This is a genomic window from Candidatus Methanocrinis alkalitolerans (genome assembly GCF_029167205.1).
GTDB classification, from domain to species: domain Archaea; phylum Halobacteriota; class Methanosarcinia; order Methanotrichales; family Methanotrichaceae; genus Methanocrinis; species Methanocrinis alkalitolerans.
On record NZ_JARFPL010000005.1, the window covers coordinates 23465 to 50014 of the forward strand.

Consider the following 26550-nt stretch of genomic DNA (forward strand, 5'->3'; position numbering starts at 1 on the left):
TCTAAGGCCGCCATCTCGACCTGATCCCGGCGGCTCCTGCGTAGAGGATCGGCGCCAGGAGGGCGTTTGATAAGATCGTCGGCACCCCCACCTTCATAAAGGAGGGGGCGACGAATCCGACGAGGCCGATCCTCCCGTCGGCTATCGCCTCGACTATCCCGGCGCCTCCCCGGGCCAGCTCTGGAAACGAGAGGATACCATAGTAGCTGGCGAGGACGAAGGCGAGGAAGCTTGAGGCCGTCGCGATGACGACAGCGGCCGAGACCGCCCCCGGCCGCAGAGAGCCGTCCTCACCCCTCAGTCTATCTGCGGCGATCTTGCAGGAGACGATCCCCGCCATGTGGGCAGGGACATTGGCGAGGGGGAAGGGGGCTGCAGTGGCGGTGGCGAGGGCGAGGCCGGTGGCGAGGCCCACAATGGAGGCCTGCGAGAGGGACATCCGGATCAGAAGGACGATGAGGCAGTAGAAGGATATCGATATTCCGAACTGGAGATCGCCGGTGATCGATCCAGAGAACCTCATCAGGTAGTGGACCGACCAGGCGAGGGCTATCAGGAGGCCCGTGAGGGCGATATCTTTGGAGTTCATAATGCCTCTACACCTTAATCGACTCCCTTATCGGTGGGCGAAGTACGCCACAACCTCATCCTCAGATACCGAATCGATCCGGACGAAGCCGTACCTCTCGAACTGGACGACCCTATCGAGGTCTTCTTTTATCCCGACCTCACCTATCCCGGAGTCGACGCCGTCGGGGCGCATCACCCGGACGGGGACGCCGTCGGGGGGAGCCCAGTGGATGATCCGTAGCTTCATCTCCTTCGCCTGGTGGGGGTCGGTCCCGATGACCCGTCCCCGGAGGGGGTCGGTGGCGACGATCTCGAGGTTGCAGAGGTCTTTGAGCCGCAGGCTTGCTCCTGCCTTCAGGTCGGTGAGGTCGTCGGCGGAGACGAGGAGCTTCGGCCCCGCGGGTATCTCGCGAAGACCCAGGTCCAGGGTCGGGTGGAAGGGGGCGTTCGCCACCGCTGGCACGTTCCCATCGATCTCCATCTCCACCGGGTCCTTGACGAAGAAACGCCTCTTGGCATCGGGGTCGACGATCTTTCTGTTCTCGGCAAAGATCGAGTCCATGCTGATGCTGATATCCGTCTCCCCCACCCCCAGCTCCACCATGAACTTCCTGAGCGCCTCGGGGCGGATCCCCCTCCGCCGGAGGGCCCGGACCGTCGGCATCCGGGCGTCGTCCCAGCCGGAGTACTCCCCCGCCTCCAGGGCCCGCCGGAGGGCGGAGGTGCTGAAGGAGCCGAACTGGTGGATCTTGATCCTCCCCCAATGGATCGTCTTGGGGTAACTCCAGCCCATGTGGTCGTAGAGGTACCTCTGCCTTCGCTCGCTGTCCATCAGGTCTTTACCCCGGAGGATGTGGGTCACCCCCAGGAGGTGGTCCTCGACGGCGGACTCGAAGTCGAGGAGGGGCCAGACCCGGTACCTATCGCCGACCCTCGGGTGGTCGGCGGTGACGATCCGAAAGGCGGCCCAGTCCCGCAACGCCGGGTCCTTGTGGAGGATATCCGTCTTTATCCTCAGGACGGCGTCGCCGGGTCCCAGGCCGCCGCTCATCATCTCTCCCCAGAGGGCCATGTTCTCCTCGGGGCTCTGGTCCCTGTGAGGACAGGGTTTTGCACCGTCCTTCAGGGCCTTGAAGGAGGCCTGATCGCACCGGCAGACGTAGGCTCCGCCCCTCTCTATCAGCTCTTTCGCCACCTCGTAGTACTCGGGGAGACGGTCGCTGGCGATGATCACCTCGTCGGGGACCGCCCCCAGCCACCGGCAGTCCTCGATATACCAGCCGTAAGCCTCCGGCATCGGCCTCTTGTTGACGGGGTCGGTGTCGTCGAAGCGGAGGAGGAACCTTCCGCCGTACCTTCTGACGTACTCGGAGTTGATGATGATCCCCCGGGCAGATCCGACCGTCGGCGGACCGTTGGGGTTTGGGGCAAACCTCATGACGACGCCGCCTTCGGCCCCGGAGAGGGCGGCGAGCCCCTTATCCGGCTCTTTCTTGCTTCCAAGCTCCGCGAGAAGCTCTGGGGCGATCTCGATAAGCCGCTTCTCCCACTCCTCCGGCCCCCCTCCCGCCACCTCTGAGAGGACCGAGGCGACTATGGGCGATACCTCCTTCGCCCTCCCCCGCAGGTCGGGTCGCTCCCCCATCAGCTTTCCCATCACCGCTCCCGCCTGGGGCGCGGCCCTGTACTTCACCGCGTTCTGAAGGGCGTACTTCTCTATGATCTCCCTGATATCGTCGGCCATTCAAGAGCACCTTCCTCTCAGCGGAGATCTTAAAGCTTCTCCAGCCCGTCTCTGACCATCGATGCGTGGTCGAAGGCGAGAGGAGGCAGGACCTCGGGGCCGAAGACCTCCGCGGCAGAGGCGTCCGACCCCGCCGAGATCTCCCCCCACCCCCAGGCGAGATAGCATACCGAGACTACATGCCCCCGGGGGTCTCGATCCGGCTTCGAGTAGACCCCCACCAGCTTCAGGAGGGTGATATCCAGCCCCGTCTCCTCCTTCGCCTCCCGCCGGACCGCTTCCTCGACGGTCTCCCCCACCTCCACGAACCCTCCGGGGAGGGCGTAACTTCCCCGGTAGGGCGGGTTCTCCCTTCTTATCAGAACGATCCCCTCGCCGAAGAGGATCAGGGCGTCAGCTGCCAGCGACGGCGTCTTCATGGGAGGCAGAAGATTTATATAGACTTAAAGGCAGTGGCCCACCGAAAGGTTTATATTCGACAAATGACGTAGGTCAGATTGGCAAAAGTCGATGGACTTAGTCTCCCTCCTTTACCCTACATCCAATATCGGCTTTTGCGCTCTTTTCTCTTCAAAACCATATGTTTGATCCTCCTTCTGAATCGGTCCTCCTTCGCAACGTTCGTTCCGCATTTCAGATATACCTTGTAAGCCCTGGAGTCGGCATGACCCTCTGCGTGATCAAGATCGGGGGAAGTCTGATCGACGTCTCCAGGGATATCGTGAGGGGGCTCGTCTCTCTCTCGGAGGAAGGGATCTGCTTCCTCATGGTTCCCGGCGGCGGTCCCATGGCGGACCTGGTGAGATCTTTATACGACCGATACGATCTATCCGAGGAGACTGCTCACTGGATGGCGATATTGTCGATGGAAGTCTACGCCCACTTTCTGGCGGACGGGACGGGGGCTGCCCTCACCGAAGATATAAAACCTCCCTTTTCAGGGGTCCGAATCCTCCTCCCGCGCCGTCTCCTGATGGAAGACGACCGGGAGCTTGAGCATAGCTGGGAGTACACCTCCGACTCCGTAGCCGCCCTCGTCGCCTCGAGGCTCTCCGTCGATCTGGTCAAGGCGACGGACGTCGAAGGCGTCATCCTCGACGGCGGGGTCGCGGTGGAGGTCTCAGCAGAGGAGCTCTTGGGGATTGAGAGCTGCATCGACCAGGGCGCTCTTCGGATTTTGAGGAGATCGGGGAGTAGCTGCCTGGTCCTCGACGGGAGGGACCCCGGCCGGTTCGTCGCGAACCTGAAGACCGGTGGGGGCGGAACCCTTATAAGAGGGAGGGGTGTTGGTCGGTCCGGTCCTGACGTAAGGGAAAGTTTATACCCTGGGATCGATCAAGGCAGATAGAGAGAGTAACATGACGGAAAAATCAGAGAGATGCATGTCATGCGGAGTGACGATGATCGGGCCGGACGGCGCCAGGTTCCCTTGCCCCAACTGCGGGGATATAATTATGAGGTGCAACAAATGCAGAAAGCAGAGCAACCCCTATACGTGTCCCAACTGCGGGTTTTTGGGCCCCTGAGGTGATGAGATGGGGGAAGTTGCTGCCAAGCTGAAGGTTATGCCCGAGTCCGCCGAGGTCGACTTGGAGAAGCTGAAGGATGCCGTAGTGGCGGTCCTTCCGGAGGGGGCGAGGCTTCATGGTTTCGCCGAAGTGCCCATAGCCTTCGGCCTGAAGGCGCTGATGTTGGCGGTGATCCTGGCGGAGGGGGTTACCGGGACTGAGGGGCTGGAGGCCGCCGTCGCCGGGGTGGAGGGCGTCCAGTCGGTAGAGGTGGAAGAGGTAGGACTTCTCTGAACCTCTCCTTTGCCGTTTTAATCGAGGGCTCGTAGATCAGGGGTAGATCGCTACCTTCGCAAGGTAGAGGCCGCGGGTTCGAATCCCGCCGAGTCCATCCGACTCCTTCGGAAAAATTTTAGCTCATTGCGGGTCAGCTCTACAAAGGCCAGCCCATCACCCTCTCCATCGGCATCTTCTCCTTTTTTTGGCCATCTCCTCTGCCGTCACCGCTCTGCAGTAGCGGGGATATCCGTCCTTGGGGCTTGTGGCGATGGCCCGCTCGAAGCTGGCGAGGGCCTCTGGCCACATCTCCAGCCGCCAGAAGACGAAGCCCCGGCCCATCCAGGCCGTCGTATCGGTGGGGTCGATCGCCACCGCTCGATCTAGGGAGGCGATCGCCTCCATGTACCTTCCCATCATCTCGTAGATCATCGCCGCCCTCTTCTCCGCCGGACCGCCGCCGCCCGTCCCGGCTGCCCTCTGGTAGGACCGGAGGGCGAGGTCTAGCATCCCCTCTTTCAGGTGGCCGTCTCCATCGCGGAGGAGATCTCGATCATCTTTCGATGATGATGGAGGTTTCCGTTCTGATGATGAGGGGGGCTGAAAGGAAGAAAAGAGCCGCCTGATTCCTACACCTGATCTGATCATAAGATCGATGGGTCTTCTCGGCCTTCAGGGCTTGAGCCTGCTTATCTCCAGATACCTCACTTCGCCCTCTTCCTGCCGGGCGAAGATCATCACCTTTCTCACGCTATGGGCGAGCCTCACGGCCCTGGAGACGACGGGGAGGTGGAATACGTGGTCGTCGGGGACGGCGTGGACGAGGTACTCTGAATGGGGGACTTTCTTTGAACCTTCCACCCTTTTGTAGACCCGGAAGTGGCTTCCGAACTTGAACCCGGTCTTGACCACCAGGTTTCGGTCCCGGAGATCCCGGTATACCTGCCGCTTCATCTCGAAGTCTTCCTCGATCTCCTTCGCCCTCCTTGCGAACTCCTCTGGTGAGAGGTGGGCGCCAGAGCGGTCGACGATATCGAGGACCTGCCTCTCCAGGAGGTACGCTGACTCCACCAGGGAGAGCTGGAGCCTTCCGCCACCGGGCTTTCCGTAGAACCCCCCCTCATGGAGGTCTTCGGAGGCCTCCGGGTCCCAGAGCATCACCCTATCCTCCAGGAGGGTGGCGGTCCCTCCCCGGGCCTCCACTTTCATATCCCCTCGAAGCTCCCTCTCCCTCGCCTCGTAGAAGGTTATGTCGCTCTCCTCATCGACGACCGCCAGCATCAGCCTCTTTCTCATCTGTCTTGAGACCTTCATCGGCTCCACCAGCTCTTTTAGGGATACCGGATGCCTCTCAGAGATCACCTGGACGTAGAACTCGGCGGGGGTCTTCCCAGGCCTTCCGCCCCGGGGATAGACCCGAAAGTCGGTGACCCCAGGCTGGACGTAGTATCCCCTCTCCCGGAGGTCCTTGTAGACGACGTACCGAAACTCAAACCCCGTCTCGATGGACGTCGCCGCCTCGAAGAAGGATCGGAAGTCGAGGTCGGCCCCGTCGAGGCTGACTTTTATCCTCCCCCGGTCCAGGAGGTAGGCAGCCTCCACCAGGGAGAGCTCTAGGCCCCCCTCCACGGGCCTCCCGAAGGACCCCTGGTGGTAGAGCTCCTCCGTCGCCTCTCCTCCCAGGATGACCTTCTTTCCGGAGAGGTCGCCTTCGATCACGCCGTTGGACATAAAAAATGGGACCATCAAGTGGAGAGGCTGTCGGGCCAGACGCCGTGGACGCAAGAGAGGGCCTCGTCGACGGTGCTGTGAACCTTCTCAGCCGAGTAGCCACCGCTCAGGAGGTAAGACTCGACGTGGTTTGGGACTGCGATGGACATCTGCTCGACCATCAAGACCGTCTGGAGGATGGTGTAGTCCCCGAGCTTGACGGGGATTATGGCGTCTGATACGAGGAGCTCGAAGATCTCGGGGGAGATGGGCCGCTCAAACCCTGAGAGGAACGCCTCCATGATCTCGCTCGTCCACTCGTGCTTCTTTCCGCCCTCGTCATCGTAGGGGATGACCACTACTTCTCTAGTCGCCGCGAGGCTCTCCACCAGCTCCTCAGGCGCCACGTCCCCCTCGAAGACGAACTCCAGGAAGCTGGTATGGGGCATCGTCGTAGGGATCTTCGACGCCCTGATGCTGTAGGAGACCTCTTCGAAGACGGTTCCCGCATCGGTTCCCTGGTGGCCGACGCCCTTGCCGATGGAGACGGCGGATGGAGAGGCTCTGACGACGGTGTGGGGGTCGCCGTGTCTTCGATCGATGTTTCCGAAGACCATCTTCAGCCCCAGGGGCCGGGCGGCGAGAGATGCCCTGCAGATCCCGGTGGTGTTGCAGCTGGTGCACTGGATCACCTTCGGCTTCTCCTTGAGAAATCGCTCGTAGTTCTCGAGGCCGAAGAAGAACTCCCGCTCGAAGTCTGCCCGGAGGTCGTCTGTGATCTCGACCCCCTTATCCACCAGGGCTTTTTGGATCTTGTTTCTGTGGGCTCCTCCCATCAGGGAGACGGTACAGCCGTGGGCCAGCCCCGCCTCTACGTAGGGCGTCTCCTGGTCTCCCGGGGTCCCGACCATGATGAAGTCGGAGTCCTCGAAGAACTCTTCATAACCCCCCTGGATCGTGAAGCCCGCACCCTCCCACCTGCCCTTATCGGCGTCGTCCGAGACGTAGGCCTTGGCGTCGCAGAGCCTGACCATCTTGGATAGGATGCTCTTAGCCCTGCCGTGGGGCTGGCGCAAGAGGAGGTTTATATCTCCCTCGATGCCTCCGGCCTTCTTCACAGCGTCGATGGCCAGAATGGTTCTCTTGTTCTCCGTGCCGTCAAATCCAACGAAGCCGGCGTCTAATTTCAATCAGATTCCTCCTTGTGAGGTTAAAGAAGTGTGCTGATATTAACCTTTCCTGCAAAATTCTGGATCTAAGACACGCCGAAGGCGTCGAGGATCCAGGCGGCCACAGCTTCGGCGTTCTGGTCGGGACCGAACCTTTCGGCGTCCACCACCACCCCGGGGTCGACGGGCTCCTCGTAGGCGACGTCTACCCCCGGAACCGTCGCACCCCTCTCCCCCGCCCTGGCGTATATCCCCTTGGGGGAGTAGGCTGCCTTCCGCCCCCGCTCCCGCTCGATGCAGGCTTCCAGGGACGCCTTGACGTAAACCTCGGCGAAGTTGGGGATGAGCCTCCTAGCAAGGTCCCGATATCTTCGTTTGTTGGCTGTAGCGTCGACGATGACGTTCGTCCCCGCCTCCGAGAGGAGCATCGCCATGTAGGCGAGGCTGGCGTATACCACCTCCCTCTCCTGGTCGGTATAGGTGGGCTCTGGGGTTATGACCCGGCGGATCTCGTCGAGCTCCAGGACCTTCACGTCGACGCCCTCCTCTTCTAGCCTCGCCTTCACCCTCTGGGCAATGGTGGTCTTTCCGCAACCTGGAAGGCCTGTGAACCAGACAACCCAAGACATTGAGGAAGATAGCCGTTCCGGCGGATAAATATCATTCCCCCGGATGGCGACGATTCGCAGGGCTCGACGACTTCGCCTGAAGGGGTGGGCTTCGAGGTGTATATGGGCGGCATGGGCCCGGCTATCCGGGATATTCCGCACCGGGTACTTCAAAGAAAATATTCGATCAGACAAAAGATTAATATAAGTGTTCTTGATATATAGAGATGCAACGGGACATATCCTTCTCTGCATAGGGATAATGAGAGGTATAAAAATATGACCAATAAAAGAAACTTCGCGTTGAGAGACAAAGACGGCAACGAGATCGGCGTTTTTACGGGAAAACAGCCCAGGCAGGCGGCTTTGAAGGCTGCAAACCGGGGATACACCGACATCAGGCTGAGGGAGAGGGGAACGAAGAAGGTTCACATCTTCGAAGGCGAGAGGAAGCTGGTGATAAAGCCCTCCAACGCCCCCGACTGGATGCCGAAAGAGATCTGGAAGCCGAACGTAAAGAAGGTGGGCATAGAGAAGCTGGAGACGATCTGAAGATCTCGTCCCTGGAACGTTTGCGGGCGGCCATTCGAGGCCTGGGATCTGTGGCGGCCGCTTCGGGCCGGAGGCGGAAGGCCCGAGGTGGGGAAGAGGCAGGCAGCTGGGCCGTCCGCCATATTATCCTTCCTGTCGCTTCCGTCTTCACCCGTTGATACGCTTTTTTTCTGAGGGGCTTATTTAAACACCACCCCGATCGACGCTGAGAAGGACCCTGATCTCTCCACCCTGGTAATCAGCCGTCGTCCAGAAGACCTCTCTTGTCTCCCCAAATATTTCGTAATATCCGGTCCCCGACCTCTCCTTTTGGACCCTCCTCCCCACCGCCAAAAGCTCCTGGAGATCTGCAAATAGGGGGTCATAGAAGGTGTTTTTTCCGATCTGGTCGGCGTCGGGATCGTAGATGACCGTACCTTCGGGGGTCATCGCCCAGATCTTGGCGGAGCCGCCGGCCTGATACGGCGCCAGGATCTCGCCGAAGAGGACCGTCGAATTGACGAGGACGGTAACAGCTCCCGCGAACCTCCCCCCCTCATCGAAGATCGGCGAGGCGAAGTCCATGGCATAAACCCCCTCGACGCTCTCGATGTAGGCGAGGCCGACGGGCCGTCTGGTGGTGAGGAGCCGCTCGATATGGGCCTGGTCACTTATGCTGACCCCCCGGACGTGCTGGTACTCCTCGGGCATCACCTCTGAGATGACGCCGTCTATGTCGACGGTTATAGCATCTATCACAAAGGGACCGAGCTCCGCCAGATCTTGGAGGACTCCCCGCGCCTCCTCTCCTTCTATCCCCGTCTCGGATAGGGCGAGGCTGGCGCTGCAGAGGGCACCATCGATCTCGGCCAGTTTCGCGTTCACCTCATTGACTGCTACAACGAAGCTCCAGAACAGGTCCCCCCGGGCGGAGTCGTCCTCGGGTCCCGCCTCCTGGGCTGATGCGGCAGGGGCGAGGAGGGCGATGGCGGTGAGGGCTGCGGCCAAAGCAGTCATGACCAATCGTTTTGGCGTCCTTTCAGATATTCTCATATTTTCTGGGGTACTCTTTTGATGGCTCATGGCAACACCAGCATATCTATGGTACGGGAAATGCTTTAATGTATCGAGCGCTCCGCCGACTCACCTGAGAGGTCGGACCTGGGGAGTTTGATCCGTTTGACCACAATTTCATTGTGGTCTAGGAGGACCGGTTTTCTAGAATACACTTCCCTATCGCCCCTCTTTCATGGGGCGGCCGGTCCATCATGGGCTCGTGCATCGTATTCCAGATTTCATAGCTTTATTTGTTACAAAGAGAAACATTTATATGAAAAATAATGCTTTATTCCGCGGTGTTATATGATGAAATGGAATATCGTCATCGCCATGGCTCTCCTGAGCCTTCTGATGGCCCCCGCCGCTGCCCACAGCCTCTGGGTGGAGGCCGAGGACGCGGTGGAGGTCGGCGCGGTTAAGGATGTCTACTCCTTCTTTGGCCACCCCGGAAGTTCGGCGGGGATGTACGTACCCTTGATGGAAGCCTTCTATCTCGTCTCCCCCGCCGGAGAGAGGCTCGACCTCGCGGCGGAGGAGGGCGGCTGGATTCCAGGCTTCGGAAGGATCGGCTACCTCTCCGGCAAGGCCGCCTTCTACTGGCCCGGAGACTACGTCCTCGCCTCGGTGAGGGCGCCAGGGGTCTACGATACGGGATGGCACGGCGGAGAGAGCGATCCGATGCTGGTCATGGATTACGCAAAGGCGATCATCTCTGCCGGGGAAGGGGGCGAGAAGACCTGGGACGGAGGCTTCCCTCTGGAGATCGAGTTCGACAGCGCCCCTTACGGTGTCAAGTCGGGGGATAGTTTCAACGCCGTCGCCACCTCCAACGGCGAGTCCGTCGCCGCCAACTACACCGCCTGGTACTGGACCGTCGACGCCCACACCTCCCCCGATGCCCAGAGGGGGACCGCCGGCGATGGAGGGAGCTTCACCGTCGTCTTCGACAAGGCGGGCCCCTGGGTGATCGAGGTGGAGACGACGACGGACGAGGCGGGAGAGTGGACCGCCACCTACAGCAACCCCTACTACAAGGAGGGGGACCTCGTCTCCTACGAGAAGGTCTGGCACCGGTCCTCCCTCACCCTCTGGGTGAGGTGATCTCCTCCCCCTTTCCACCTTTTTTAATACGATATCTGGATCTTCTGGGGTTCTGATCTACCTGTGCAGTTTGATTTTATCGCGAGTCGAATAGAGTCTCCCAAAGGAAAATCCGAAATTATTGTTACTAAATGTTATACCAAAATCTATTTATCATACTAGGGATACTATCAGGTGGGGTGATTAAAACGAAGAGCATAATTCCGTTGTTACTCCTCCTGATCCTGGGAGGGATGACGATGAACGCCAGCGCCCACGCCCTGTGGGTCGAATCGAAGGATATCGCCGACGTGGGAGACTCTCAGACCGTCTACTTCTTCTACGGCCATGCCGGGAGCGTTGCAGGCTTTTCCGTCCCACTGATGGATGCGGCCTACCTCCTGACCCCGGCGGGCGAGAGGATCGACCTTGCGATGGAGACGGGCGACTGGGTCCCGGGATACGGCTGGGTCCCCTATGGGTATAGTGACGTGGCCCTCAGCAGCTCCGGCGACTACGTCTTCGCCGTGGCGAGGTCTCCTTCCGTCTACGATCCGGGATGGGGCGGAACCCAGCCCAGCAACCCGAGGCTCGGCTACAGCTACGCCACCATGGTGATCCACGCCGGTGACGAGGGGATGGAGAGCTGGGAGGCGGGGGTTCCCCTGGAGATCGTCCCTGAGAAGGCCCCTTACGAGATCGGTGCCAAGGATGACGTCACCTTCAAGGCCCTCTGGAACGGCGAGCCCGTCAACGCCACCTTCACCGCCTACTACTGGACCTGGGACGCCCACGGCGGAGACGCCGTTCAGACCGGGCCCGCCGGGGAGGACGGCCAGTTCACCGTCAGCTTCACCCAGGCGGGGCCCTGGCAGGTTATGGCCAGCGTCGACATCAACGAGCCCGGAAAGTGGACCGCCACCTACGACCACAGCGCTGGAAGGTTCAAGGCCGGGGATGAGGTGGACTACAACGTCGTAAGGTACACCAACGTCATGTCGGTCTGGGTGAAGGCTTAAGCCCTCCCCGCCTATATTTCTTCCCGGCGACCTGCCATCATAAGAAACCAGATTTTTTAATAAATACGGATTATAAAACCGCAAATAGGTATCTTATGCGGCTTAAAAAAGCCTTAAATCATATAACCAGCCTTAAATCCCATAACGATCATCCTCGCCATAATCGAGAGGACCAAAAGGATAGAACGGTAGAAGAAGAGGTGGCGATAAGATATGAGACGGCTTTATCTCTCGGCATTGGCGGTCGCCGGGCTCGTCGCCCTGGCGTCGGGTCATATGCTCTTTGCGGTATTTCCCGAGGACGTCAGTGAGGACTCGGACGTGAATATATGGATCACATACAGCCACGACGTCGAAGGGGAGACGGCGCCCCAGCTCGCGAAAGCCGTGGTGATCAGCCCCGACGGGACGGAAGGGCTGAGCCTCGCCGAGAGGGACGGCGGCCTGGCGGGAAAGGTAATGGTCGGCGACCCCGGCTGCTACCTCCTGGACTATGAGATGGAGCCCACCTACTTCGACCCCGGCTGGATCGGCTTCAGCGGAGAGTCTTCGTTCCTGCCGAAGTATGGACGGGCGGTAATGCCGGTGGGGGCCGGCAGGGATTGCGAGATATCCACCGGCGAGGGGCTTGAGATCGTTCCGCAGGTCGATATGACCGGCATCGGTCGGGGCGACCAGTTCAGGGCCGCCGCCCTCTGGAACGGTGAAATGGTGGAGGGAGACTTCACCGCCATGGTGGTGAAGACCCCCGAGGACCTCTTGACGGTCCTCCACGCCTATGAGAGCGAGGTTGAAGGGACCACGGGCGACGGGACGATCGAGTTCGCCCTCTCGAAGCCCGGCCTCTGGGTCGTCTCCTTCGAGGCGACGATCGACGAGTCCGGGACCTGGACCGCCACCAGCGACGATCCGAGCGGCCGGTACCGGAATGGCGACAGCCTAGACTACGACCAGATCGCCCCCACCGCCTACCTCACCTTCTGGTGCGGCAGGTGAAGGGAGGAAGGTGATGGATTGGTCCACATATCCGACGGCGTCCTATCGCCGCCGATCCTGGCGGGGGGATTCCTCCTCGCCGGGGCGATGATCCTTCTGACCTTGAGGGACGTCAAAGCGGAGGAGGTCCCCAAGATATCCCTCATCACGGCGGCGATCTTCGTCGCCTCTCTCGTCCACTTCCCGGTGGGTCCGACGAGTGTCCACCTGGTGATGAACGGCCTTGCCGGGATCCTCCTGGGGAAGAGGGCCTTCGCCAGCGTCGCCGTCGCCCTCACCCTCCAGGCGGTCCTCTTCCAGCACGGCGGGATCAGCGTCATCGGGGTCAACGCCGTCAACATGGGGATCCCCGCCCTCCTCGCCTGGCAGATCTTCGAGGGGCGCCGCGGCCTCACTTCGCCCAAGAGGGAGGTGGTCTTCGGAGCCGTCGCCGGGGGGTTTGCCGTCCTTGGAGCAACCCTGATCCTATCCGCGGAGCTGCTCATCCTCGGGGAGGCGTTCAATGAGATCGCTGCCCTGGTCCTCGCGGCCCACGTACCGATAATGCTGATCGAGACGGCGGTGATAGGGCTGGCGGCAGGCTTCCTCCAGTCCGTCAAGCCGGAGATGCTGATCCGCGCCAGAGGTTCTGGCCATGGAGGTGCTTGACTTTGAGAAGAGCTCTTATTTTGGTCCTCCTTCTCCTCCTCACAGCGGGGATGGCGGAGGCGCACAGGATGTTCGTCGGCCACCGGATGACTCTTGAGATCTTCGCCATCTACGACGACGGCGAGCCTGCGAGGAACGCCGATATCGCGATATACCGGCTGAACGCGACGACGCAAGACTACGACCTTTATGAGGCAGGGGTGACCGACTCCCAGGGGATTTATATGATGACCCTCCCCGGAAAGGGGACCGGCCAGTGGCGTTATGCCATCTCTGGCCACGGCCACGCCGAAGAGGGGTTCATCGGCATATCGAGCGAGAGGCCTTCATCCCCGGACGGAAAGCTATTGACCCTCGCCATCCTCCCCCTGGCTCTGATAGCGTGGAGAGTGAAGAAGAGATGAAGAAGGTCGCGGTATATGCGGTACTGGCGGTCCTGGTATTCGCCGGGACCGCCGCCGGACACCGGATGCTGATGGGCTACAGCATCGAAGAGCTCTCTTTATCCGTCTTCTACGACGACGGCACCCCTGCGGGGGGCGTCGCCGTCAGGGCCTACGACGAGGGCGACCTCGTCGCCGAGGGGTCGACGGACTCCCGGGGGATCTTCACCTTCAGGCCTGAGGGGAGGAAGGTCGAAGACCTCCTCTTCGTCACCTCTTCCGTCGGCCATCGGGCTGAGACTAGGATAGGGGCGGATGGGGTTGTTTCCGTCGAGCCGGAGGTACCGGTGGCAATGAAGGTCGCCGCAGGGTTCGGCTACCTCCTAGGGATAGCCGGGATATCCATGATCTACGCATCGAAGAAGAGGAGATAGGAGGGAGGATGGGGACGGGATCGAAGGCCATCGCCGAGGGGATTGGGTCATGAGCGGCCTCGACATAGACGGTCACGCAGGGATCGACTCTCCGATCCACCGCTGGGACCCCCGGGCTAAGATCGCATCGATCCTCATCCTGATCTTCTCCGTCGTCATGGTGGAGAGCATCAGCGTCGCCCTCCTCGGCCTCGCCCTCTCCGTGGCGATCCTCCTTGCCTCGAGGCTCCCCCTAAGAGAGGTCGCCAGGAGGGTGAGGTGGCCGGTGATCTTTCTTCTTCCCATCTTCTTCATCCTCCCCTTCACTGGCGGGGGGGAGAGGACCGTCGTCATATCGACGGTGGACCTCAGCCTCGACGGCATATTCCTCGGCTCCCTCATTCTGACGAGGGGGGTGGCCGCCGTCATCCTCGCCTACCCTCTATTCGCCACCTCCCCCTTCAACATCACCGTCCAGGCGATGAGGGGACTAAAGATGCCGGAGGTCACAGCCCAGATATTCCTCTTCACGTACCGTTACCTCTTCCTCCTCAGGGAGGAGATGATCTCCATCGAGAAGTCCCTCGCCTCCAAGAGCTTCGCGAAGAAGACCGACCTGCGGACGGCCAGGGTGATAGGGACCGCCCTGGGGATGCTCTTTGTAAGAAGCTACGAGCGGTCGGAGAGGATATACAGGGCGATGGTATCCCGGGGATACGAAGGGACCCTGCCGTCGACGGTGAAGTTTGAGATGAAGGGGGGGGACTGGGCGAAGAGCTTCGCCGTGACGGGGGCGGCCCTTATGCTCCAGATCATCGATTTCGCTTCAACCCAGGGGGTGATCATCTGACGAAATATGCCATCGAGATCCAGGATCTCAGCTACAGCTACCCCGACGGGACCAGAGCCCTGGACGGGGTCAGCTTCTCCGTCGAGAGGGGGCGGTCGGTAGCCCTCCTCGGCCCCAACGGAGCCGGAAAGTCGACTCTCCTCCTCACAATGAACGGCCTGCTGAGGGGGGACGGGGCGGTCAAGATCCTCGGCCGGAAGGTCGAAGAAGATAACCTCCCCTGGGTCAGGAGCCGGGTGGGGATGGTCTTCCAGGACCCCGACGACCAGCTCTTCATGCCGAACCTGCGGGAGGACGTAGCCTTCGGCCCGCTGAACCTCGGCCGCAGCGGGCCTGAGATGGAGAAAGACGTCTCCTGGGCCCTGGAGGCGGTGGGGCTGGAAGATCTGGAGGGCAAGTCTCCCCACCGCCTCAGCTTCGGCCAGAAGAAGAGGGCCGCCCTCGCGACGGTCCTCTCCATGAGGCCGGAGGTCCTGGTGATGGACGAGCCGACCTCAAACCTCGACCCCAAGTCCAAGAGGGCGGTCGTCTCTCTAATAAGAGCGCTACAAGATTCGGGGACTACGATCATCACCGCCACCCACGACGTAAACATAGTGACGCTGATGGCCGACGAGATCCTCCTCCTGGATAAGAGGGTGGTGGGGTACGGCCCTGCGAGAGAGATCCTCGACAGGAGGGAGGTCCTCGACGGCCTAGGTCTGGAGGTCCCGATCCTGGTGGACCTATTCCACTCCCTGAGGGGCTGCTGCGGCCACCACCACTTCCATGAGACGCCCATCACAAAAGAGGAGGCAGTCGAGGGTCTGAAGAAGATCCTCGGATGAGGGATCTGATCTCGATCGCCTCCCCCGAGACCTCTCGTCTCGATCTTCCTTCTCCTCCCGTCAAAAAGAAAAGATGAGGTGGACCTTCAGTCCGCCTCGGGCTTTATATAGTCTGGCCGGAGGGTCAGGACGGAGAAGTAGCCGGTTCCTACAAAGCTCTCCTCGTCGGCGTCGGGTCCGTGTTGTGGCAGAACCACCATCTCGCCGTCTTTATGCTCCGTTGCTGCGATCCAGAGACCCGGCTCGGGGACGGCGAGTACGACGACTCCATCCTTGTCGGTGACCCCTTCTTCCACGGCTGGGTTTCCGGTCGTCGCAAGCCTGACGTCCAGACCCGCCGCCGGCTCTCCATCGAAGAGGACCAGGAACCTGAAGTCGCCGGTGCCCAGGGCGGTTATGTTGTCCAGGGGAATTATCTCCAGCCTCTGGCCGACGGGGGTGGAGGCGGAGGCGAAGTCGGCGTTCTCCGCCACCAGGAATAGCTTCGAGAACTTCACCAGGTCGTCGTAGGCCTCGGCGATGTACCAGTCGGAGTCCCAACCTCTGGCGTCGACTTCATCCCAGTCTATCTCGTCGTACCCGTCAATCTCTTCGTTCGGGGTGCCGAATTTCGTCCGCACGAAGGTCAGGGGACCTTCATGCTGCTCTCCCGTCGCGACGTAGAGGCCGGGGAGGGCGACGTCGAAGTCGACGCGGTAGTAGGGGCCGTTGGTCGCCGCCGTCTCGTCGAGATCTAACTCCTCAATGTACCCTTCGGGCCCGGTCACCCTGACGGAGATATCCCCTGGCGGCGGCGCCATGGGGACGAAGGAGTGGCCTTCGGTCATCTGGATGAGGGCGAGATCCCCCTCGCTCGCCCATCCGCTGGTGGTCATCAGCCAGGTATCGTGGGCCTGCCCCCCGGCGATGGTGAGGGCCAGGAGGAGGCAGATAGCCAATAGTCTGTTCATTTAAAACACCCGTAGATCTTTATTAATACTAGATACTTAAATGCTCTCACTGAATGATCAGAAAAAAAATATTAGCAGGCACGGCCTCCGCATATCAGTGACGAGATGCCTGTCCCTTTTGAGGGGGGGTTATCCCCCCCAAAGAAGGGCTTTTCAGTATCCTCGAGATCGATAGTCGGATCTGAGGGTGAGAGCCGCCCGGTATACCGGACCTACGATGCTCTTCTCCTGGGAGAGGGTTCCCCTGGGAAGGTCCACCGCCTCCACGATCCTCGGGTCCATCTTGGTGTCGGCCCTGACGATCCACTCCGTCAGCTGCGAGCCTTCGTCGGTGAGGTTGAGGGTGAACTTCCCCTCCCTGTCGGTGATGCTCTCCACCGGGGTGTCGTCGCCGACCTTCATCGCCCAGACGTCGATCCCGGAGATCGGCTCTCCCTGGAATAGGACCTGGAAGGCGAAGTCGCCCTTCCCGACGGTGGAGATGTCGTCGAGGGGTGCGATCTCCAGCTCCTGGCCGACGGCCTCGTTGGCCTTGGAGAGGTCGTCGTCGCCCACCGCTACGAAGGCCTTGGCGTAGCAGTTCTTCGGATAGGACTGGGCTACGTACCAGTCGTCAGCCCATCCGGTCTTGTTGAGGGCGTCAAAGTCGATATCATAGGCGTAGGCGTGCTCCCAGAAACTTCCGTTCGGAGGGTTCGTAATGATGTTTGTCCAGGAGCCTTCGGAGTGGTAGACGTCGACGATGTAAAGGCCAGCCTCCTCGGCGACGAACCTGTAGATGTCCCAGAATCCGGAGATCTCTCCCGTTCCGTCGAGGACTATGTCGCCCGACGGACCGATGACGGTGACGTTTACTATCCCTTCAGGCAGCTCGGTGTTGGCGGTGGCGTGGCCGCTTCCCAGGGGTAGGTATACCACATCCCCGGGGTTGGCCCACCCGGATATCGGTCGCAGATATGTCTCGTGGCAGCTCGCCCCCGTGGTCAGGGCCAGCACCAGCATCACTATATATATTGTGACTCGTCTCAAGTTACCACCTGAGGGTCTATTGGTAATACTATTACATCAATCTTTCGCCTATTTTGCTATTAATTAAGAAGAAATGATTAAAAAAAAATTCCAGGCCTCCTTTCGGCGATCTTCGGTGATTGGCTAAACCTCCTTTGAGGAAGGGAGCGGCCGGATCCGGGGGGTGGCCCGGCAAGAAAAGGGGTATGAAGACAGCCAAGACAGTCGATTTTGGGAGAATGACAAAAGCTTTTGGTCCAAGCTTCCGCCTGGACGATCAGGCGGTGAGCTTGGACTTGGCTATGTACTTGATCAGGTCGGGGGCTAGCCTCGTCTTTCTCTGGATGGCGGCGGAGGCATCCTCGATGGACTCGCCCTGCTTGATCAGGGTTCCGATCTCCTCGATCGCCTCTTCGTCGACGACGTAGTACTCGTCGATATCCTTTCGGTGTCCCCAGACGTCCCCCTCCAAAAGATCGATCCCCTGCATCTCCAGGAATAGCTTGATCGCCTTGGACATCGTCTTATGGTACGAGGGGGGGACCTGGACGGCCCGGAGGCGGGGACAGCTCCTCATCAGGTCGAGGAAGTCGACGTTGGAAGGCCTGAAGGCCAGGTGGACGATCCTCTCGGTGGGGTTCAGCTCCGTGATCTCATCTTTTGAACTTACAACTCTAATTCTCATGATTTTTCACCTCAAGAATACTGAAATGTGAACTTAAGTATTAATAGTCAATTGCGTTGTATACTAACGTCCATATGCAACTTTCTCTCCATGAATATCGATCGCATACTATCCTTCTTCACCGGGACGGCAGGCCGATCTATACAGAAATACGGACGATATTCCGTTCCGTCTGGCGGGATTAAATGGTCTGGTGGCCCAAATGACTCTTCAAGCCTCTTCACGATCGCTTCCCATCAAAGAAGGTGCCCATCATCGAAGGCGGTCGATCTCCGGGGCATCAGTGCAGGATCATGATCTAGCGATGGCAAAAGAGGGGGTCATGGACGGATCCGGCCATGGGTTATGATCCGTTTTGGAGGCGGGGTCCAAGGTCCGCCTGAGGGTTCAGGCGGTGATCTTGGACCTGGCGATGTACTTTATCAGGTCGGGGGCCAGCCTCGTCTTTCTCTGGATGGCAGCTGTCGCGTCCTGGATGGACTCGCCCTCTCTGATGAGGCTTCCGATCTCTTCGATCGCCTCTTCGTCGACGACGTAGTACTCGTCAATGTCCTTTCTGTGGCCCCAGACATCCCCTTCCAGGAGGGTGACCCCCTGCATCTCCAGGAATAGCTTGATCGCCTTGGAGAGGGTCTTGTGGTATGACGGAGGGACCTGGACGGCCCGGAGGCGGGGGCAGATCCTCATCAGGTCGAGGAAGTCGACGTTGGAGGGCCTGAAGGCCAGGTGGACGTTCCTCTCATTGGGGTTCAGCTCAGCGATCTCTTCTCTTGAACTTACAACTCTAATCTTCATGATCTTTCACCTTTACAATTACAGGGATGTTATCTTAGTACTTATAGTTACTTACGATGTATAGTAACGTCTAAATTTTGAATGTACTGTGATAACAGCTTTCATAGAAGACGGATATTTTCTTCTCTTTCAGAGATCTCTTCTCGAAATTGAAGTTTCATCTATCCCGTCATCTCCGGGAAAAAGAGCCTTGGCAGGTTGGAATATCAGAGCATATTCCCGCAGTCCCCTCAGCCAGAGGAGAGGCGGCCTGCCGGCGATCCCATCGATCCCGGCGTCGCCGATGATCGGGGATCTGTTCTCTCTAACCCGTCGGAGGGTCTCTCCGGATATGGGGGTGGGGGGATGGACCCTCCAGAAGGCCCATATGGATATATGAGCAAAATTGATGAGGGGTTGGAGGACCTCCTCCCGGAGGTCGCACCATTGGAGCTTCAGACCGTTATCTTGGACTTGGCGATGTACTTGATCAGGTCGGGGGCTAGCCTCGTCTTCTTCATGATCAGGTCGGTGGCCTCTTCTATGGTCACCCCTTCTGAGATCATCGACTCGATCTCGCCGATCGTCTCATCGTCCACCATGAAGTACTCGTCGATGTCCTTTCTGTGCCCCCAGACGTCCCCCTCCAGAAGGTCGATCCCCTGCATCTCCAGGAAGAGCTGGATCGCCTTGGACATTGTCTTCCGGTAGGATGGGGGGACCTGGATCGCCCGGAGGCGGGGGCATATCTTCATCAGGTTGAGAAAGTCGACGTTTGAAGCTCTGAAGGCCAGGTGAACTATCCTCTCGTTGGGGTTGAGATTAGGTATCTCATTTTTTGAACTCACAACTCTAACTCTCATGAATCCTCACGGACGGCGAGATGAAAACAAAATACTAATAGACACTTGTGGAGTGCACTAATGTCCAGATCAACGTATCGCAGCAATAACGTCTCCTAACGGAGGCAGGATCCGGATAACTGGAAGGGTCCTTCGGCCAAATCCGCCGAATATTTTCAGTATTGATCTGGAATACCCCTCTTCCTACTTTGCATAACAATTTATCAAACCTTCATAACAATCAAAGGACAATGGTGGAGGTTTATGGCTGGCGCTCCTCTTCGATCTCGAGGGCCTATCTCAAAGAAAGTTGACACACCGGCAGCTCGGTTCTGACCGCGATCGCTCCCGTAAGATCGCCGCCTGCCCTTCATAGCATCCGCCTCTTTCCCGGCGGCGGATCGCAACCGCCGATACCTGATATCGCCGTTCTGGGGTCTTCCCCTGCCCCGCCATATTTTTAACCATTGATCGAGATTTCCGGATCGACCCCGGGATGGAGAGAGGGAGTCGAGATGGAGGTATCAGAGGAATACTGTCGCTGCTGGATGGAGACCGCTTTCCCCGGAGCTTTGAGGCGGGTTTTTCTGCTGGGCTTGCGATGATCGACGGATGGATCCGCAGGAGGGTTTTCTGGTATCTGCGAAGGGAGGTGGTGGCGGAGTGGGGCGCAAGGAAGATCGGAAGGTGCAACAGATGCGGAAGGTGCTGCCGGGGGTGCCCTGCCTTCGATGTCAAAGGGATGCGTTGCCGGATATACTCCCGCCGCCCTGAGATCTGCAAGGCCTTCCCTCTGGTCCCCATGGATATAGCTGGGGTTGAGAGCTGTGGATACGATTTTGGGCCTGAGGTTGGGACGGGGCTCCGGGAGATTTAGACCTTCGAGCCCGCCGGATAACCCCCAGGAGATGGCCTTGCGATACGTCCTGGGTCCTTTCCCACCAGGTTTAAATAAGTTATAATAATCTCTTCCCAGAGAAAGGTCCGGGCTGGTAATCCTTATGAACGTTGACGAGATAGAGAGGTGGGTCCTCAGCGCAGATCGGCGGCTTCTCTTGATGAGGGCGATCAGAAATTCCAGGGTGGTCAAGGCGTCGGAAGTGGCTCGAAGGACGGATCGGTCGATTCAGAATATAAGCCGCGCCATAAAGGAGTGCGAAGAGCTGGAACTGGTGGAGTGCATAACCCCCGAGAAGCATACCTGGAAGAAGTATATGCTCACCGATCAGGGGCATCACGTTTTGAGAGAGCTAGAAAGACATAAGATGATTTGAAAAGGATGGAAGGTTGATCTCATGAGCAAAGTAAGGCTTACCGAGACGGTTTTTAGAGATGCACATCAATCACTTTTGGCCACCAGGATGAGGACGAGGGACATGCTCCCGATAGCAGAGAAGCTCGACGAGGTGGGCTTCTTCTCCATGGAGGTCTGGGGCGGGGCCACCTTCGACTCCTGCATCAGGTACCTGAACGAAGATCCCTGGGAGAGGCTGCGGGCCCTGAAGCTCGCCATGCCCAATACCCCCCTCCAGATGCTCCTGCGGGGCCAGAACCTGGTGGGATACCGCCACTACGCCGACGACCTGGTGGTGAAGTTCGTCGAGAGGGCGGCGGCAAACGGGGTAGACATATTCAGGATCTTCGACGCCGTCAACGACATCCGAAATATGACCGTCGCCATCAAGGCCGCCAAAGATATGGACGCCCACGTCCAGGGCTGCGTCTGCTACACCACAAGCCCGGTCCATACCATAGAGCAGTTCACCAAGATGGCGGCGGAGCTCGCCGACCTCGGCTGCGACTCCATCTGCATCAAGGACATGGCGGGCCTCATCCTCCCCCACGACGCCTATGATCTGGTGGAGTCGATGAAGGAGACCGTCGATATACCCATCTGTCTCCACTCCCACTGCACCAGCGGCATGGCCCCCATGAGCTTCATCTTCGCATGCGAGGCTGGGGTCGACATCCTGGACACCGCCATATCCCCCCTGGGCTGGGGGACTTCCCACCCGCCCACGGAGTCGATGGTAGCGGCCCTGGTGGGTACCCCCTACGACTCGGGGCTGGACCTGAAGCTCCTGACGGATATCAAGAGGTACTTCGAGAAGCTGATGGAGGTCTACGCTCCCATCTTCAACCCCATCTCCGCCAGGGTCGATACCAACGTCCTCGTCTACCAGGTCCCGGGCGGGATGCTCTCAAACCTCGTCTCTCAGCTGATCGAGCAGAAGGCCCTCGACAAGTATGACGACGTCCTCGCCGAGATCCCGAGGGTGAGGGAGGATCTGGGGTATCCCCCCCTCGTCACCCCCACCAGCCAGATCGTGGGAAGCCAGGCCGTCCTCAACGTCCTCACCGGCGAGAGGTATAAGGTCGTCCCCAAAGAGGTGAAGGATTACGTCAAGGGGCTCTACGGCCGGTCTCCGGGCGAGATCAACCCCAAGATCAAGGCCGAGATCCTGGAGGACGAGGACCCCATCTCCGTCAGGCCGGCGGACCTGATACCCCCAGAGTACGATAAAATGAAGGTCGAGGCGGAAGGGAAGGGGCTCGTCAAGAGGGAGGAGGACGTCCTCACATACGCCCTCTACCCCCAGGTGGCGGAGAAGTTCCTCAGGGGCGAGGCGAAGGAGGAGGTCCTCAAGAAGGCGGCCTCCCCAGAGGCGCAGATCGCCACCATCGGCGGAAAGCCCGCCGCTTTCAACGTCGAGGTGGACGGCGAGGCTTACCTCGTCAAGGTAGCCCCGGCGGGGATGTCGATCGAGGCGGCGGAGCCGAAGGCGCCGAAGGACGGGGTGACCGTCTCGATGCAGGGGGTCATAATCCGTTATCTTGTGGCCAAAGGCGACCAGGTATCCAAGGGAGATGCCGTAGCAGTCATGGAGGCGATGAAGATGGAGAATGAAGTCTACGCCAACAAGGACGGCGTCGTCGCGGAGATCTACGCAGAGGTGGGGGCGACGGTATCGCCGGGCGACATATTGATGTCCATCGACTGAGAACGCCTTCCGAAATCTCTCTAAATGGGAAGGATCAGCAGATGTCGGTCAAAAGGGAACAGGTGCTCATCGAGGCGCTCCCGTACCTCCGGGAGTTCTGCGACTCGATCATGGTGATAAAGATAGGCGGGTCGATCATGTCCAATCGGGAGGTTCTGGACACTTTCGTCCAGGACCTCGTCCTCCTCCGGTACGTCGGGATCCATCCCGTCGTCGTCCACGGCGGCGGCCCCGAGATCTCCGAGAAGATGGCCCGGTTCGGCAAGAAGTCCGTCTTCGTGGGGGGGCTTCGGGTGACCGACGAGGAGACCCTGGAGATCGCGAGGATGGTCCTCCTGGGGAACATCAACTCCAGCCTCGTCACCCTCATCGGAAAGCATGGCGGCAAGGGGATCGGCCTCTCGGGAAAGGACGGCCAGCTGATAGTGGCAAGGAAGAAGGCGCCGATCGTCGTAGACGGTGAGGAGGCGCCCATCGACCTGGGCTGGGTCGGCGAGGTCGTCCGGGTCAACCCCGAGATTCTTCTCATCACCGCCGGGAAGGGGTACATCCCGGTGATATCGCCGATAGCCGTCGACGGCGAGGGAAACAACCTCAACGTCAACGCCGACACCGCCGCCGGGGTCATCGCCATAGCCCTGGGGGCGAGGAAGCTGATCTCGGTCACCGACGTCGAGGGGGTGAAGCTGAAGCCCGAGGACCCCAACACCGTCATATCCAGTTTCAGGATCTCCGACTTCAGCAGGTTGGTCGACGAGAAGGTGATCACCGGCGGTATGATCCCGAAGGTGGAGGCCTGCGTCAAGGCCGTCGAGGGCGGGGTCCAGTCCGCCCACATCGTCGACGGGAGGAGGCCCCACGCCCTCCTCCTGGAGCTCTTCACCGACACCGGCGTCGGGACGATGATCGAGAGGGGATGAAGGGCCCCTCTCGGTCGAGGTCTATTTTCTTTCAAACCAGGGCGGGCGCCGGGCAGAAGCCTCCTCGATATGGGCCAGCTCCCCATGGACCTGCAAGATCTTCTGGGCTGCCGGGCCCCGATCGCAGAGCTGGAGGGGGTCCACGGGTACGTCCGCAAAAAAGTGCTCGAAGAGGCCGTGCTGCTGTGAAAAATGATCGACTGTACCTCGTCCAAATCCCCAGATATCTATATTGTATCATCTTTCTCTTCTGCTGATGGCGTATTGAGCAAAAGAACATAAACCTCATGTTTGGGCTGTCTTCTGTTCTTTTCCCGCCTGCTCCTGATACCTGATCCACTTTGCGTGCTCGGTGGAGATCAGCGCCTCGACCCTCTCGGCGAAGAGGGCTTCCAGGGTGGGATTGTCAGGATCTTTATACGGCCCGGCCTTTGCCTGCCAGAGGAACTTCTCGTGCTTCAGCGCCTCGGCGGTGGTCCGGTAGTTCGTCCAGTTCTGCTGGAACTGGAAGAGCCCCATCATCGATTCGATGACGACGACGACGACTCCAAGGCCGCCGGTGATCAACGGATCGGCCCTCAGCCCTGCGGCGAAGGGGATGAGGGCGGCGGCGACGATCTCGATCATCTTGAGCCACTTGAAACATCTCTGGTTCCATCTGCTCTTTTTGCTGTACCATCTCAGCTGATCTTCCAGCCGGTCAAGGATCTGTTTTTCCGAGGTCAGGATCTCACCTTCGGGATTTTATGAAGCGCCCTTTTTCTTCTATATTCATGGGCTCACCACCTTAAAATTATATTGCCAGATGATGGCACGAGAGGGCGGCTGTCGAATCGGTGAGAAGAGCTTTTGGACAACAATTCTTAAGTATTAAGAAAGAAGAATTCAAAGAGAAGTGGTTTTGCATGACATCGGAGGAGAATAAGGCCACCGTTCGCAGGTTCATTGAAGCCTATAACAATCGAAACTTGGATTTATTTGACGAGCTGGTGGCGTCCGATTACGTCGATCACGCCCATCAACAGCGGGGCCTGGAAAGCTTCAAGCAGCTCTTCACCCTGGCCTTCGAGGGCTTCCCCGATTGGCATGAGAATATTGAAGATATCATCGCTGAAGGGGATAAGGTCTGGGTCCGGGTCGAGGCCACGGGGACCCATACGGGAGAATGGAATCTTTTCGGAGTTTCACTGCCCCCTACCGGCAAGAAGGTGAGGATGATGATGGTCTTCATCTGGCGGATTGTCGACGGCAGGCTTGCGGAGGGCTGGGAGGTAGATGACGAGCTGGATTTCCTCAAACAACTGGGAGTTATCGAATATACAGAAAAAGGAAAGGTGCTCTTTCCAGAGGATGCAGAGTAGGAAATGTAACCTTCCCATGGCAAATCCCGTGATGGTTATACATTGGTCATCGGTTAAGAGAAGAATCGCGATGAGGCAGCGATATTGGTAGCAAGTACGGTGAGATTGGCTTGATCAAAGAGGCTACAGCAAGTCAGTCTTGAAATCGGATCAAATCTAGATGACGCATAATTCGTGTGAAAAATGGCAATATTGTGTGGCTTAAACTCCTTAACCGATGACCCATGGGTGGTTATAACGACTTCATAATCGGTGAGAAATAAAGACGCTCATGAGATGTAACAGGCATTAAAAACCATTTTCTAAGAGCTGCTATCCGGGGTAGCTCAGACAGGCCTGGACGTCTTCGGAGGTGAGGCCTGGATAGTTCCGCAGGACCTCTGACTCGGACCACCCCTGAGCGAGAAGGCCGATGACGAACTCGACGGCGAGGCGCGTGCCTCTGACCACGGGCTTGCCCGCCAGTATCTCAGGATCGACGACGATCCGATCTTGCCAGATCATCTCTTATCACCTACGGAGCTATTGGATCTTCATCTTATCTAAATAGATGGCTTTAACGCATCGTGAAAGGTTAAGTCGCTCTTCGGATCATACTATCCCCAAATAAGAGAGAAAATGAGCAAACAAAGGTGCCGTATCATGAACTCCATCGAGATCGTTGTGGAGGGGAAGGGCTCGGCCCTGGCGGAGATCGACGGCCGTAACCCCCGGACCGCCCGGGAGATATTCGAGCGGCTCCCCCTGGAGGCTAGAGCCCAGCTCTGGGGGGAGGAGGTCTACTTCGAGCTTCCTTTCGCCTTGACCGACGAGAACCCGTCGCCCTCGTCGGAGGCCGGGGACGTCTCCTACTGGACGCCGGGCTCGGCCTTCTGCATCTTCTTCGGTAGGACCCCGCCCTACTCCGCCGTCAACCACATCGGGAGGATCGTCTCCGGGATCGACGTATTCCCCAGGGTCGAGGAGGGGGACCGGATCGTCCTGCGGAGGGGGGAGGCTTAAGGCGGAGCCCCAGCCTTGCCGCCGGTGGGGCTTTCTCATGATCAGAGGAACATTAATAGTGAAGGCGGCAGATATAATCTGAGCACGATACTTTGAGCTGGATCTTGAGGTGAACGAGATGACGAAGGTACTGATAGTTTATCATTCCCGGAGCGGGAATGTCGCCAAGATGGCGCAGGCCTTGGCGGAGGGCGCGAAGGAAGGAGGGGCGGACGTGGTGGTCAAAGAGGTCGACAAGGCGACCCTCGAGGACCTCGCCGCCGCCGACGGGATCATCCTGGGGGCACCCACCTACTTTGGGACCCTCTCCGCCGAGATGAAGGGCTTCATCGACGGGTCGGTCCGGATCCGGGGCAAGCTGGAGAATAAAATCGGCGCTGCCTTCACCTCCTCGGGGAGCCCCACCGGCGGTAACGAGACGACCCTCCTGTCGATAATCCAGGGGATGCTGATCCACGGGATGGTGATCGTCGGCGACCCGCTAGAGACCGGCGGCCACTACGGAGCCGTCGCCGTGGGGGCCCCCGACGCCGGGGCCCTGATCGCCTGCCGAAAGCTCGGCGAGCGGGTCGCCAAATTGGCGAAGGTCGTCGGAGCGCCCTGAAATCCCGGAGG

34 protein-coding genes and 1 tRNA gene are annotated in these 26550 nt (G+C 59.3%); 20 read left to right on the forward strand and 15 right to left on the reverse strand.

The features are described from left to right. Window position 1: 1 nt before the first annotated feature. Genes P0O24_RS02330 through P0O24_RS02340 form a run of 3 tightly spaced genes read right to left on the reverse strand, consistent with a single transcriptional unit; the run spans window position 2 to window position 2733 of the window. Window positions 2-589: a hypothetical protein gene (locus P0O24_RS02330; protein WP_316968128.1), complete on the reverse strand. Its 588-nt coding sequence runs from the start codon at window positions 587-589 to the stop codon at window positions 2-4. A gap of 27 nt (window positions 590-616) precedes the next feature. Next, a complete protein-coding gene (locus P0O24_RS02335) occupies window positions 617-2314 on the reverse strand; it encodes a glutamate--tRNA ligase (protein WP_316968129.1) in 1698 nt (565 codons plus the stop codon). 29 nt (window positions 2315-2343) lie between these two features. Further along, entirely contained in the window at window positions 2344-2733 is a 390-nt protein-coding gene (locus P0O24_RS02340) for an NUDIX hydrolase (protein ID WP_316968130.1), read from the reverse strand. 245 nt (window positions 2734-2978) lie between these two features. Here P0O24_RS02340 and P0O24_RS02345 point away from each other — a divergent pair, with 245 nt between their 5' ends. The 4 genes from P0O24_RS02345 (at window position 2979) to P0O24_RS02360 (ending at window position 4213) form a co-directional block, all read left to right on the forward strand. Then, window positions 2979-3662: an amino acid kinase family protein gene (locus tag P0O24_RS02345; protein WP_316968131.1), complete on the forward strand. Its 684-nt coding sequence runs from the start codon at window positions 2979-2981 to the stop codon at window positions 3660-3662. Window positions 3663-3672: 10 nt separating this feature from the next. Next, window positions 3673-3840: an HVO_2753 family zinc finger protein gene (locus tag P0O24_RS02350; protein ID WP_316968132.1), complete on the forward strand. Its 168-nt coding sequence runs from the start codon at window positions 3673-3675 to the stop codon at window positions 3838-3840. Window positions 3841-3849: 9 nt separating this feature from the next. Next, window positions 3850-4116 carry an elongation factor 1-beta gene (locus tag P0O24_RS02355; RefSeq protein WP_316968133.1) on the forward strand — a complete coding sequence of 89 codons (267 nt, stop codon included), beginning with the start codon at window positions 3850-3852 and terminating at the stop codon, window positions 4114-4116. A 25-nt stretch (window positions 4117-4141) separates the two neighbouring features. Further along, window positions 4142-4213 (forward strand) — tRNA-Ala (locus P0O24_RS02360). A 59-nt stretch (window positions 4214-4272) separates the two neighbouring features. Here the strand turns inward: P0O24_RS02360 and P0O24_RS02365 are convergent. From P0O24_RS02365 to P0O24_RS02380, 4 genes are all read right to left on the reverse strand, one after another. Next, window positions 4273-4746, reverse strand: coding sequence for a tetratricopeptide repeat protein (locus P0O24_RS02365; RefSeq protein WP_316968134.1), 474 nt, complete (start codon window positions 4744-4746; stop codon window positions 4273-4275). A gap of 24 nt (window positions 4747-4770) precedes the next feature. Further along, window positions 4771-5829: a tRNA-intron lyase gene (gene endA, locus P0O24_RS02370; RefSeq protein WP_316968135.1), complete on the reverse strand. Its 1059-nt coding sequence runs from the start codon at window positions 5827-5829 to the stop codon at window positions 4771-4773. A 14-nt stretch (window positions 5830-5843) separates the two neighbouring features. Next, window positions 5844-6998: a glyceraldehyde-3-phosphate dehydrogenase gene (locus P0O24_RS02375; RefSeq protein WP_316968136.1), complete on the reverse strand. Its 1155-nt coding sequence runs from the start codon at window positions 6996-6998 to the stop codon at window positions 5844-5846. Window positions 6999-7063: 65 nt separating this feature from the next. Next, window positions 7064-7606 carry an adenylyl-sulfate kinase gene (locus tag P0O24_RS02380; protein WP_316968137.1) on the reverse strand — a complete coding sequence of 181 codons (543 nt, stop codon included), beginning with the start codon at window positions 7604-7606 and terminating at the stop codon, window positions 7064-7066. Window positions 7607-7864: 258 nt separating this feature from the next. Between P0O24_RS02380 and P0O24_RS02385 the strand changes: the two genes are divergently transcribed. Then, on the forward strand, window positions 7865-8137 hold the full coding sequence (locus tag P0O24_RS02385) for a non-histone chromosomal MC1 family protein (protein ID WP_316968138.1): 273 nt from the start codon (window positions 7865-7867) through the stop codon (window positions 8135-8137). 183 nt (window positions 8138-8320) lie between these two features. Here P0O24_RS02385 and P0O24_RS02390 read toward each other — a convergent pair whose 3' ends face one another. Then, window positions 8321-9133: a PDC sensor domain-containing protein gene (locus P0O24_RS02390; protein ID WP_316968139.1), complete on the reverse strand. Its 813-nt coding sequence runs from the start codon at window positions 9131-9133 to the stop codon at window positions 8321-8323. A gap of 345 nt (window positions 9134-9478) precedes the next feature. On the opposite strand from P0O24_RS02390, the gene P0O24_RS02395 reads away from it, so the two are divergent. The 8 genes from P0O24_RS02395 to P0O24_RS02430 all read left to right on the forward strand — a co-directional run bounded on the left by P0O24_RS02395 (window position 9479) and on the right by P0O24_RS02430 (window position 15391). After that, complete coding sequence (locus tag P0O24_RS02395) at window positions 9479-10276, forward strand: DUF4198 domain-containing protein (RefSeq protein WP_316968140.1); 798 nt, start codon at window positions 9479-9481, stop codon at window positions 10274-10276. Between the two features lie 179 nt (window positions 10277-10455). Further along, window positions 10456-11274 (forward strand): DUF4198 domain-containing protein, encoded by an 819-nt coding sequence (locus P0O24_RS02400; protein WP_316968141.1) that lies wholly within the window; start codon window positions 10456-10458, stop codon window positions 11272-11274. A 213-nt stretch (window positions 11275-11487) separates the two neighbouring features. Further along, window positions 11488-12270 carry a DUF4198 domain-containing protein gene (locus P0O24_RS02405; RefSeq protein ID WP_316968142.1) on the forward strand — a complete coding sequence of 261 codons (783 nt, stop codon included), beginning with the start codon at window positions 11488-11490 and terminating at the stop codon, window positions 12268-12270. A gap of 18 nt (window positions 12271-12288) precedes the next feature. Then, a complete protein-coding gene (gene cbiM / locus P0O24_RS02410; RefSeq protein ID WP_316968143.1) occupies window positions 12289-12918 on the forward strand; it encodes a cobalt transporter CbiM in 630 nt (209 codons plus the stop codon). Window positions 12919-12920: 2 nt separating this feature from the next. Continuing rightward, the gene (locus P0O24_RS02415; protein WP_316968144.1) at window positions 12921-13322 is read left to right on the forward strand and encodes a hypothetical protein; all 402 of its coding nucleotides are present in this window, start codon (window positions 12921-12923) and stop codon (window positions 13320-13322) included. Beyond that, window positions 13319-13735 carry a hypothetical protein gene (locus P0O24_RS02420; protein ID WP_316968145.1) on the forward strand — a complete coding sequence of 139 codons (417 nt, stop codon included), beginning with the start codon at window positions 13319-13321 and terminating at the stop codon, window positions 13733-13735. The genes P0O24_RS02415 and P0O24_RS02420 overlap by 4 nt, the downstream gene beginning before the upstream one ends. 49 nt (window positions 13736-13784) lie before the next feature. After that, a complete protein-coding gene (cbiQ, locus tag P0O24_RS02425; RefSeq protein WP_316968146.1) occupies window positions 13785-14564 on the forward strand; it encodes a cobalt ECF transporter T component CbiQ in 780 nt (259 codons plus the stop codon). Between the two features lie 59 nt (window positions 14565-14623). Next, window positions 14624-15391 (forward strand): energy-coupling factor ABC transporter ATP-binding protein, encoded by a 768-nt coding sequence (locus P0O24_RS02430; protein ID WP_316968190.1) that lies wholly within the window; start codon window positions 14624-14626, stop codon window positions 15389-15391. Between the two features lie 86 nt (window positions 15392-15477). Here P0O24_RS02430 and P0O24_RS02435 read toward each other — a convergent pair whose 3' ends face one another. From P0O24_RS02435 to P0O24_RS02455, 5 genes are all read right to left on the reverse strand, one after another. Next, the gene (locus P0O24_RS02435) at window positions 15478-16341 is read right to left on the reverse strand and encodes a DUF4198 domain-containing protein (protein ID WP_316968147.1); all 864 of its coding nucleotides are present in this window, start codon (window positions 16339-16341) and stop codon (window positions 15478-15480) included. A 153-nt stretch (window positions 16342-16494) separates the two neighbouring features. After that, a complete protein-coding gene (locus P0O24_RS02440; RefSeq protein ID WP_316968148.1) occupies window positions 16495-17343 on the reverse strand; it encodes a DUF4198 domain-containing protein in 849 nt (282 codons plus the stop codon). Between the two features lie 283 nt (window positions 17344-17626). After that, the gene (locus P0O24_RS02445; RefSeq protein WP_316968149.1) at window positions 17627-18034 is read right to left on the reverse strand and encodes a DUF1699 family protein; all 408 of its coding nucleotides are present in this window, start codon (window positions 18032-18034) and stop codon (window positions 17627-17629) included. Between the two features lie 387 nt (window positions 18035-18421). Beyond that, window positions 18422-18829: a DUF1699 family protein gene (locus P0O24_RS02450; RefSeq protein ID WP_316968150.1), complete on the reverse strand. Its 408-nt coding sequence runs from the start codon at window positions 18827-18829 to the stop codon at window positions 18422-18424. A 434-nt stretch (window positions 18830-19263) separates the two neighbouring features. Next, a complete protein-coding gene (locus P0O24_RS02455; RefSeq protein ID WP_316968151.1) occupies window positions 19264-19671 on the reverse strand; it encodes a DUF1699 family protein in 408 nt (135 codons plus the stop codon). Between the two features lie 475 nt (window positions 19672-20146). Here P0O24_RS02455 and P0O24_RS02460 point away from each other — a divergent pair, with 475 nt between their 5' ends. From P0O24_RS02460 to argB, 4 genes are all read left to right on the forward strand, one after another. Then, window positions 20147-20527 carry a YkgJ family cysteine cluster protein gene (locus tag P0O24_RS02460; RefSeq protein ID WP_316968152.1) on the forward strand — a complete coding sequence of 127 codons (381 nt, stop codon included), beginning with the start codon at window positions 20147-20149 and terminating at the stop codon, window positions 20525-20527. Between the two features lie 124 nt (window positions 20528-20651). Further along, window positions 20652-20924, forward strand: coding sequence for an HVO_A0114 family putative DNA-binding protein (locus P0O24_RS02465; protein WP_316968153.1), 273 nt, complete (start codon window positions 20652-20654; stop codon window positions 20922-20924). A 21-nt stretch (window positions 20925-20945) separates the two neighbouring features. After that, window positions 20946-22652, forward strand: a complete 1707-nt coding sequence (oadA, locus tag P0O24_RS02470; protein WP_316968154.1) for a sodium-extruding oxaloacetate decarboxylase subunit alpha — start codon at window positions 20946-20948, stop codon at window positions 22650-22652. 41 nt (window positions 22653-22693) lie between these two features. Next, window positions 22694-23572 (forward strand): acetylglutamate kinase, encoded by an 879-nt coding sequence (argB, locus tag P0O24_RS02475; protein ID WP_316968155.1) that lies wholly within the window; start codon window positions 22694-22696, stop codon window positions 23570-23572. Window positions 23573-23857: 285 nt separating this feature from the next. On the opposite strand, the gene P0O24_RS02480 is transcribed toward argB, so the two are convergent. Further along, complete coding sequence (locus P0O24_RS02480; protein ID WP_316968191.1) at window positions 23858-24301, reverse strand: DUF4231 domain-containing protein; 444 nt, start codon at window positions 24299-24301, stop codon at window positions 23858-23860. A gap of 107 nt (window positions 24302-24408) precedes the next feature. Between P0O24_RS02480 and P0O24_RS02485 the strand changes: the two genes are divergently transcribed. Then, a complete protein-coding gene (locus P0O24_RS02485; RefSeq protein WP_316968156.1) occupies window positions 24409-24933 on the forward strand; it encodes an ester cyclase in 525 nt (174 codons plus the stop codon). Between the two features lie 312 nt (window positions 24934-25245). On the opposite strand, the gene P0O24_RS02490 is transcribed toward P0O24_RS02485, so the two are convergent. Beyond that, window positions 25246-25437, reverse strand: coding sequence for a DUF433 domain-containing protein (locus P0O24_RS02490; protein ID WP_316968157.1), 192 nt, complete (start codon window positions 25435-25437; stop codon window positions 25246-25248). 138 nt (window positions 25438-25575) lie between these two features. Here P0O24_RS02490 and P0O24_RS02495 point away from each other — a divergent pair, with 138 nt between their 5' ends. Together P0O24_RS02495 and P0O24_RS02500 are read left to right on the forward strand one after the other, a co-directional pair. Then, a complete protein-coding gene (locus tag P0O24_RS02495; protein ID WP_316968158.1) occupies window positions 25576-25935 on the forward strand; it encodes a cyclophilin-like fold protein in 360 nt (119 codons plus the stop codon). Between the two features lie 118 nt (window positions 25936-26053). Beyond that, complete coding sequence (locus tag P0O24_RS02500) at window positions 26054-26539, forward strand: flavodoxin family protein (protein WP_316968159.1); 486 nt, start codon at window positions 26054-26056, stop codon at window positions 26537-26539. Window positions 26540-26550 lie beyond the last annotated feature (11 nt).

Excerpts from the sequence above, each read along its gene's own strand:
- P0O24_RS02330 (WP_316968128.1), bottom strand. The coding sequence starts at position 589 with ATGAACTCCAAAGATATCGCCCTCACGGGCCTCCTGATAGCCCTCGCC.
- P0O24_RS02335 (WP_316968129.1), bottom strand. The coding sequence starts at position 2,314 with ATGGCCGACGATATCAGGGAGATCATAGAGAAGTACGCCCTTCAGAAC.
- P0O24_RS02340 (WP_316968130.1), bottom strand. The coding sequence starts at position 2,733 with ATGAAGACGCCGTCGCTGGCAGCTGACGCCCTGATCCTCTTCGGCGAG.
- P0O24_RS02345 (WP_316968131.1), top strand. The coding sequence starts at position 2,979 with ATGACCCTCTGCGTGATCAAGATCGGGGGAAGTCTGATCGACGTCTCC.
- P0O24_RS02350 (WP_316968132.1), top strand. The coding sequence starts at position 3,673 with ATGACGGAAAAATCAGAGAGATGCATGTCATGCGGAGTGACGATGATC.
- P0O24_RS02355 (WP_316968133.1), top strand. The coding sequence starts at position 3,850 with ATGGGGGAAGTTGCTGCCAAGCTGAAGGTTATGCCCGAGTCCGCCGAG.
- P0O24_RS02365 (WP_316968134.1), bottom strand. The coding sequence starts at position 4,746 with ATGATCAGATCAGGTGTAGGAATCAGGCGGCTCTTTTCTTCCTTTCAG.
- endA (WP_316968135.1), bottom strand. The coding sequence starts at position 5,829 with ATGTCCAACGGCGTGATCGAAGGCGACCTCTCCGGAAAGAAGGTCATC.
- P0O24_RS02380 (WP_316968137.1), bottom strand. The coding sequence starts at position 7,606 with ATGTCTTGGGTTGTCTGGTTCACAGGCCTTCCAGGTTGCGGAAAGACC.
- P0O24_RS02385 (WP_316968138.1), top strand. The coding sequence starts at position 7,865 with ATGACCAATAAAAGAAACTTCGCGTTGAGAGACAAAGACGGCAACGAG.
- P0O24_RS02390 (WP_316968139.1), bottom strand. The coding sequence starts at position 9,133 with ATGACTGCTTTGGCCGCAGCCCTCACCGCCATCGCCCTCCTCGCCCCT.
- P0O24_RS02395 (WP_316968140.1), top strand. The coding sequence starts at position 9,479 with ATGATGAAATGGAATATCGTCATCGCCATGGCTCTCCTGAGCCTTCTG.
- P0O24_RS02405 (WP_316968142.1), top strand. The coding sequence starts at position 11,488 with ATGAGACGGCTTTATCTCTCGGCATTGGCGGTCGCCGGGCTCGTCGCC.
- P0O24_RS02420 (WP_316968145.1), top strand. The coding sequence starts at position 13,319 with ATGAAGAAGGTCGCGGTATATGCGGTACTGGCGGTCCTGGTATTCGCC.
- cbiQ (WP_316968146.1), top strand. The coding sequence starts at position 13,785 with ATGAGCGGCCTCGACATAGACGGTCACGCAGGGATCGACTCTCCGATC.
- P0O24_RS02435 (WP_316968147.1), bottom strand. The coding sequence starts at position 16,341 with ATGAACAGACTATTGGCTATCTGCCTCCTCCTGGCCCTCACCATCGCC.
- P0O24_RS02440 (WP_316968148.1), bottom strand. The coding sequence starts at position 17,343 with ATGCTGGTGCTGGCCCTGACCACGGGGGCGAGCTGCCACGAGACATAT.
- P0O24_RS02445 (WP_316968149.1), bottom strand. The coding sequence starts at position 18,034 with ATGAGAATTAGAGTTGTAAGTTCAAAAGATGAGATCACGGAGCTGAAC.
- P0O24_RS02450 (WP_316968150.1), bottom strand. The coding sequence starts at position 18,829 with ATGAAGATTAGAGTTGTAAGTTCAAGAGAAGAGATCGCTGAGCTGAAC.
- P0O24_RS02455 (WP_316968151.1), bottom strand. The coding sequence starts at position 19,671 with ATGAGAGTTAGAGTTGTGAGTTCAAAAAATGAGATACCTAATCTCAAC.
- P0O24_RS02460 (WP_316968152.1), top strand. The coding sequence starts at position 20,147 with ATGGAGAGAGGGAGTCGAGATGGAGGTATCAGAGGAATACTGTCGCTG.
- P0O24_RS02465 (WP_316968153.1), top strand. The coding sequence starts at position 20,652 with ATGAACGTTGACGAGATAGAGAGGTGGGTCCTCAGCGCAGATCGGCGG.
- oadA (WP_316968154.1), top strand. The coding sequence starts at position 20,946 with ATGAGCAAAGTAAGGCTTACCGAGACGGTTTTTAGAGATGCACATCAA.
- argB (WP_316968155.1), top strand. The coding sequence starts at position 22,694 with ATGTCGGTCAAAAGGGAACAGGTGCTCATCGAGGCGCTCCCGTACCTC.
- P0O24_RS02490 (WP_316968157.1), bottom strand. The coding sequence starts at position 25,437 with ATGATCTGGCAAGATCGGATCGTCGTCGATCCTGAGATACTGGCGGGC.
- P0O24_RS02495 (WP_316968158.1), top strand. The coding sequence starts at position 25,576 with ATGAACTCCATCGAGATCGTTGTGGAGGGGAAGGGCTCGGCCCTGGCG.
- P0O24_RS02500 (WP_316968159.1), top strand. The coding sequence starts at position 26,054 with ATGACGAAGGTACTGATAGTTTATCATTCCCGGAGCGGGAATGTCGCC.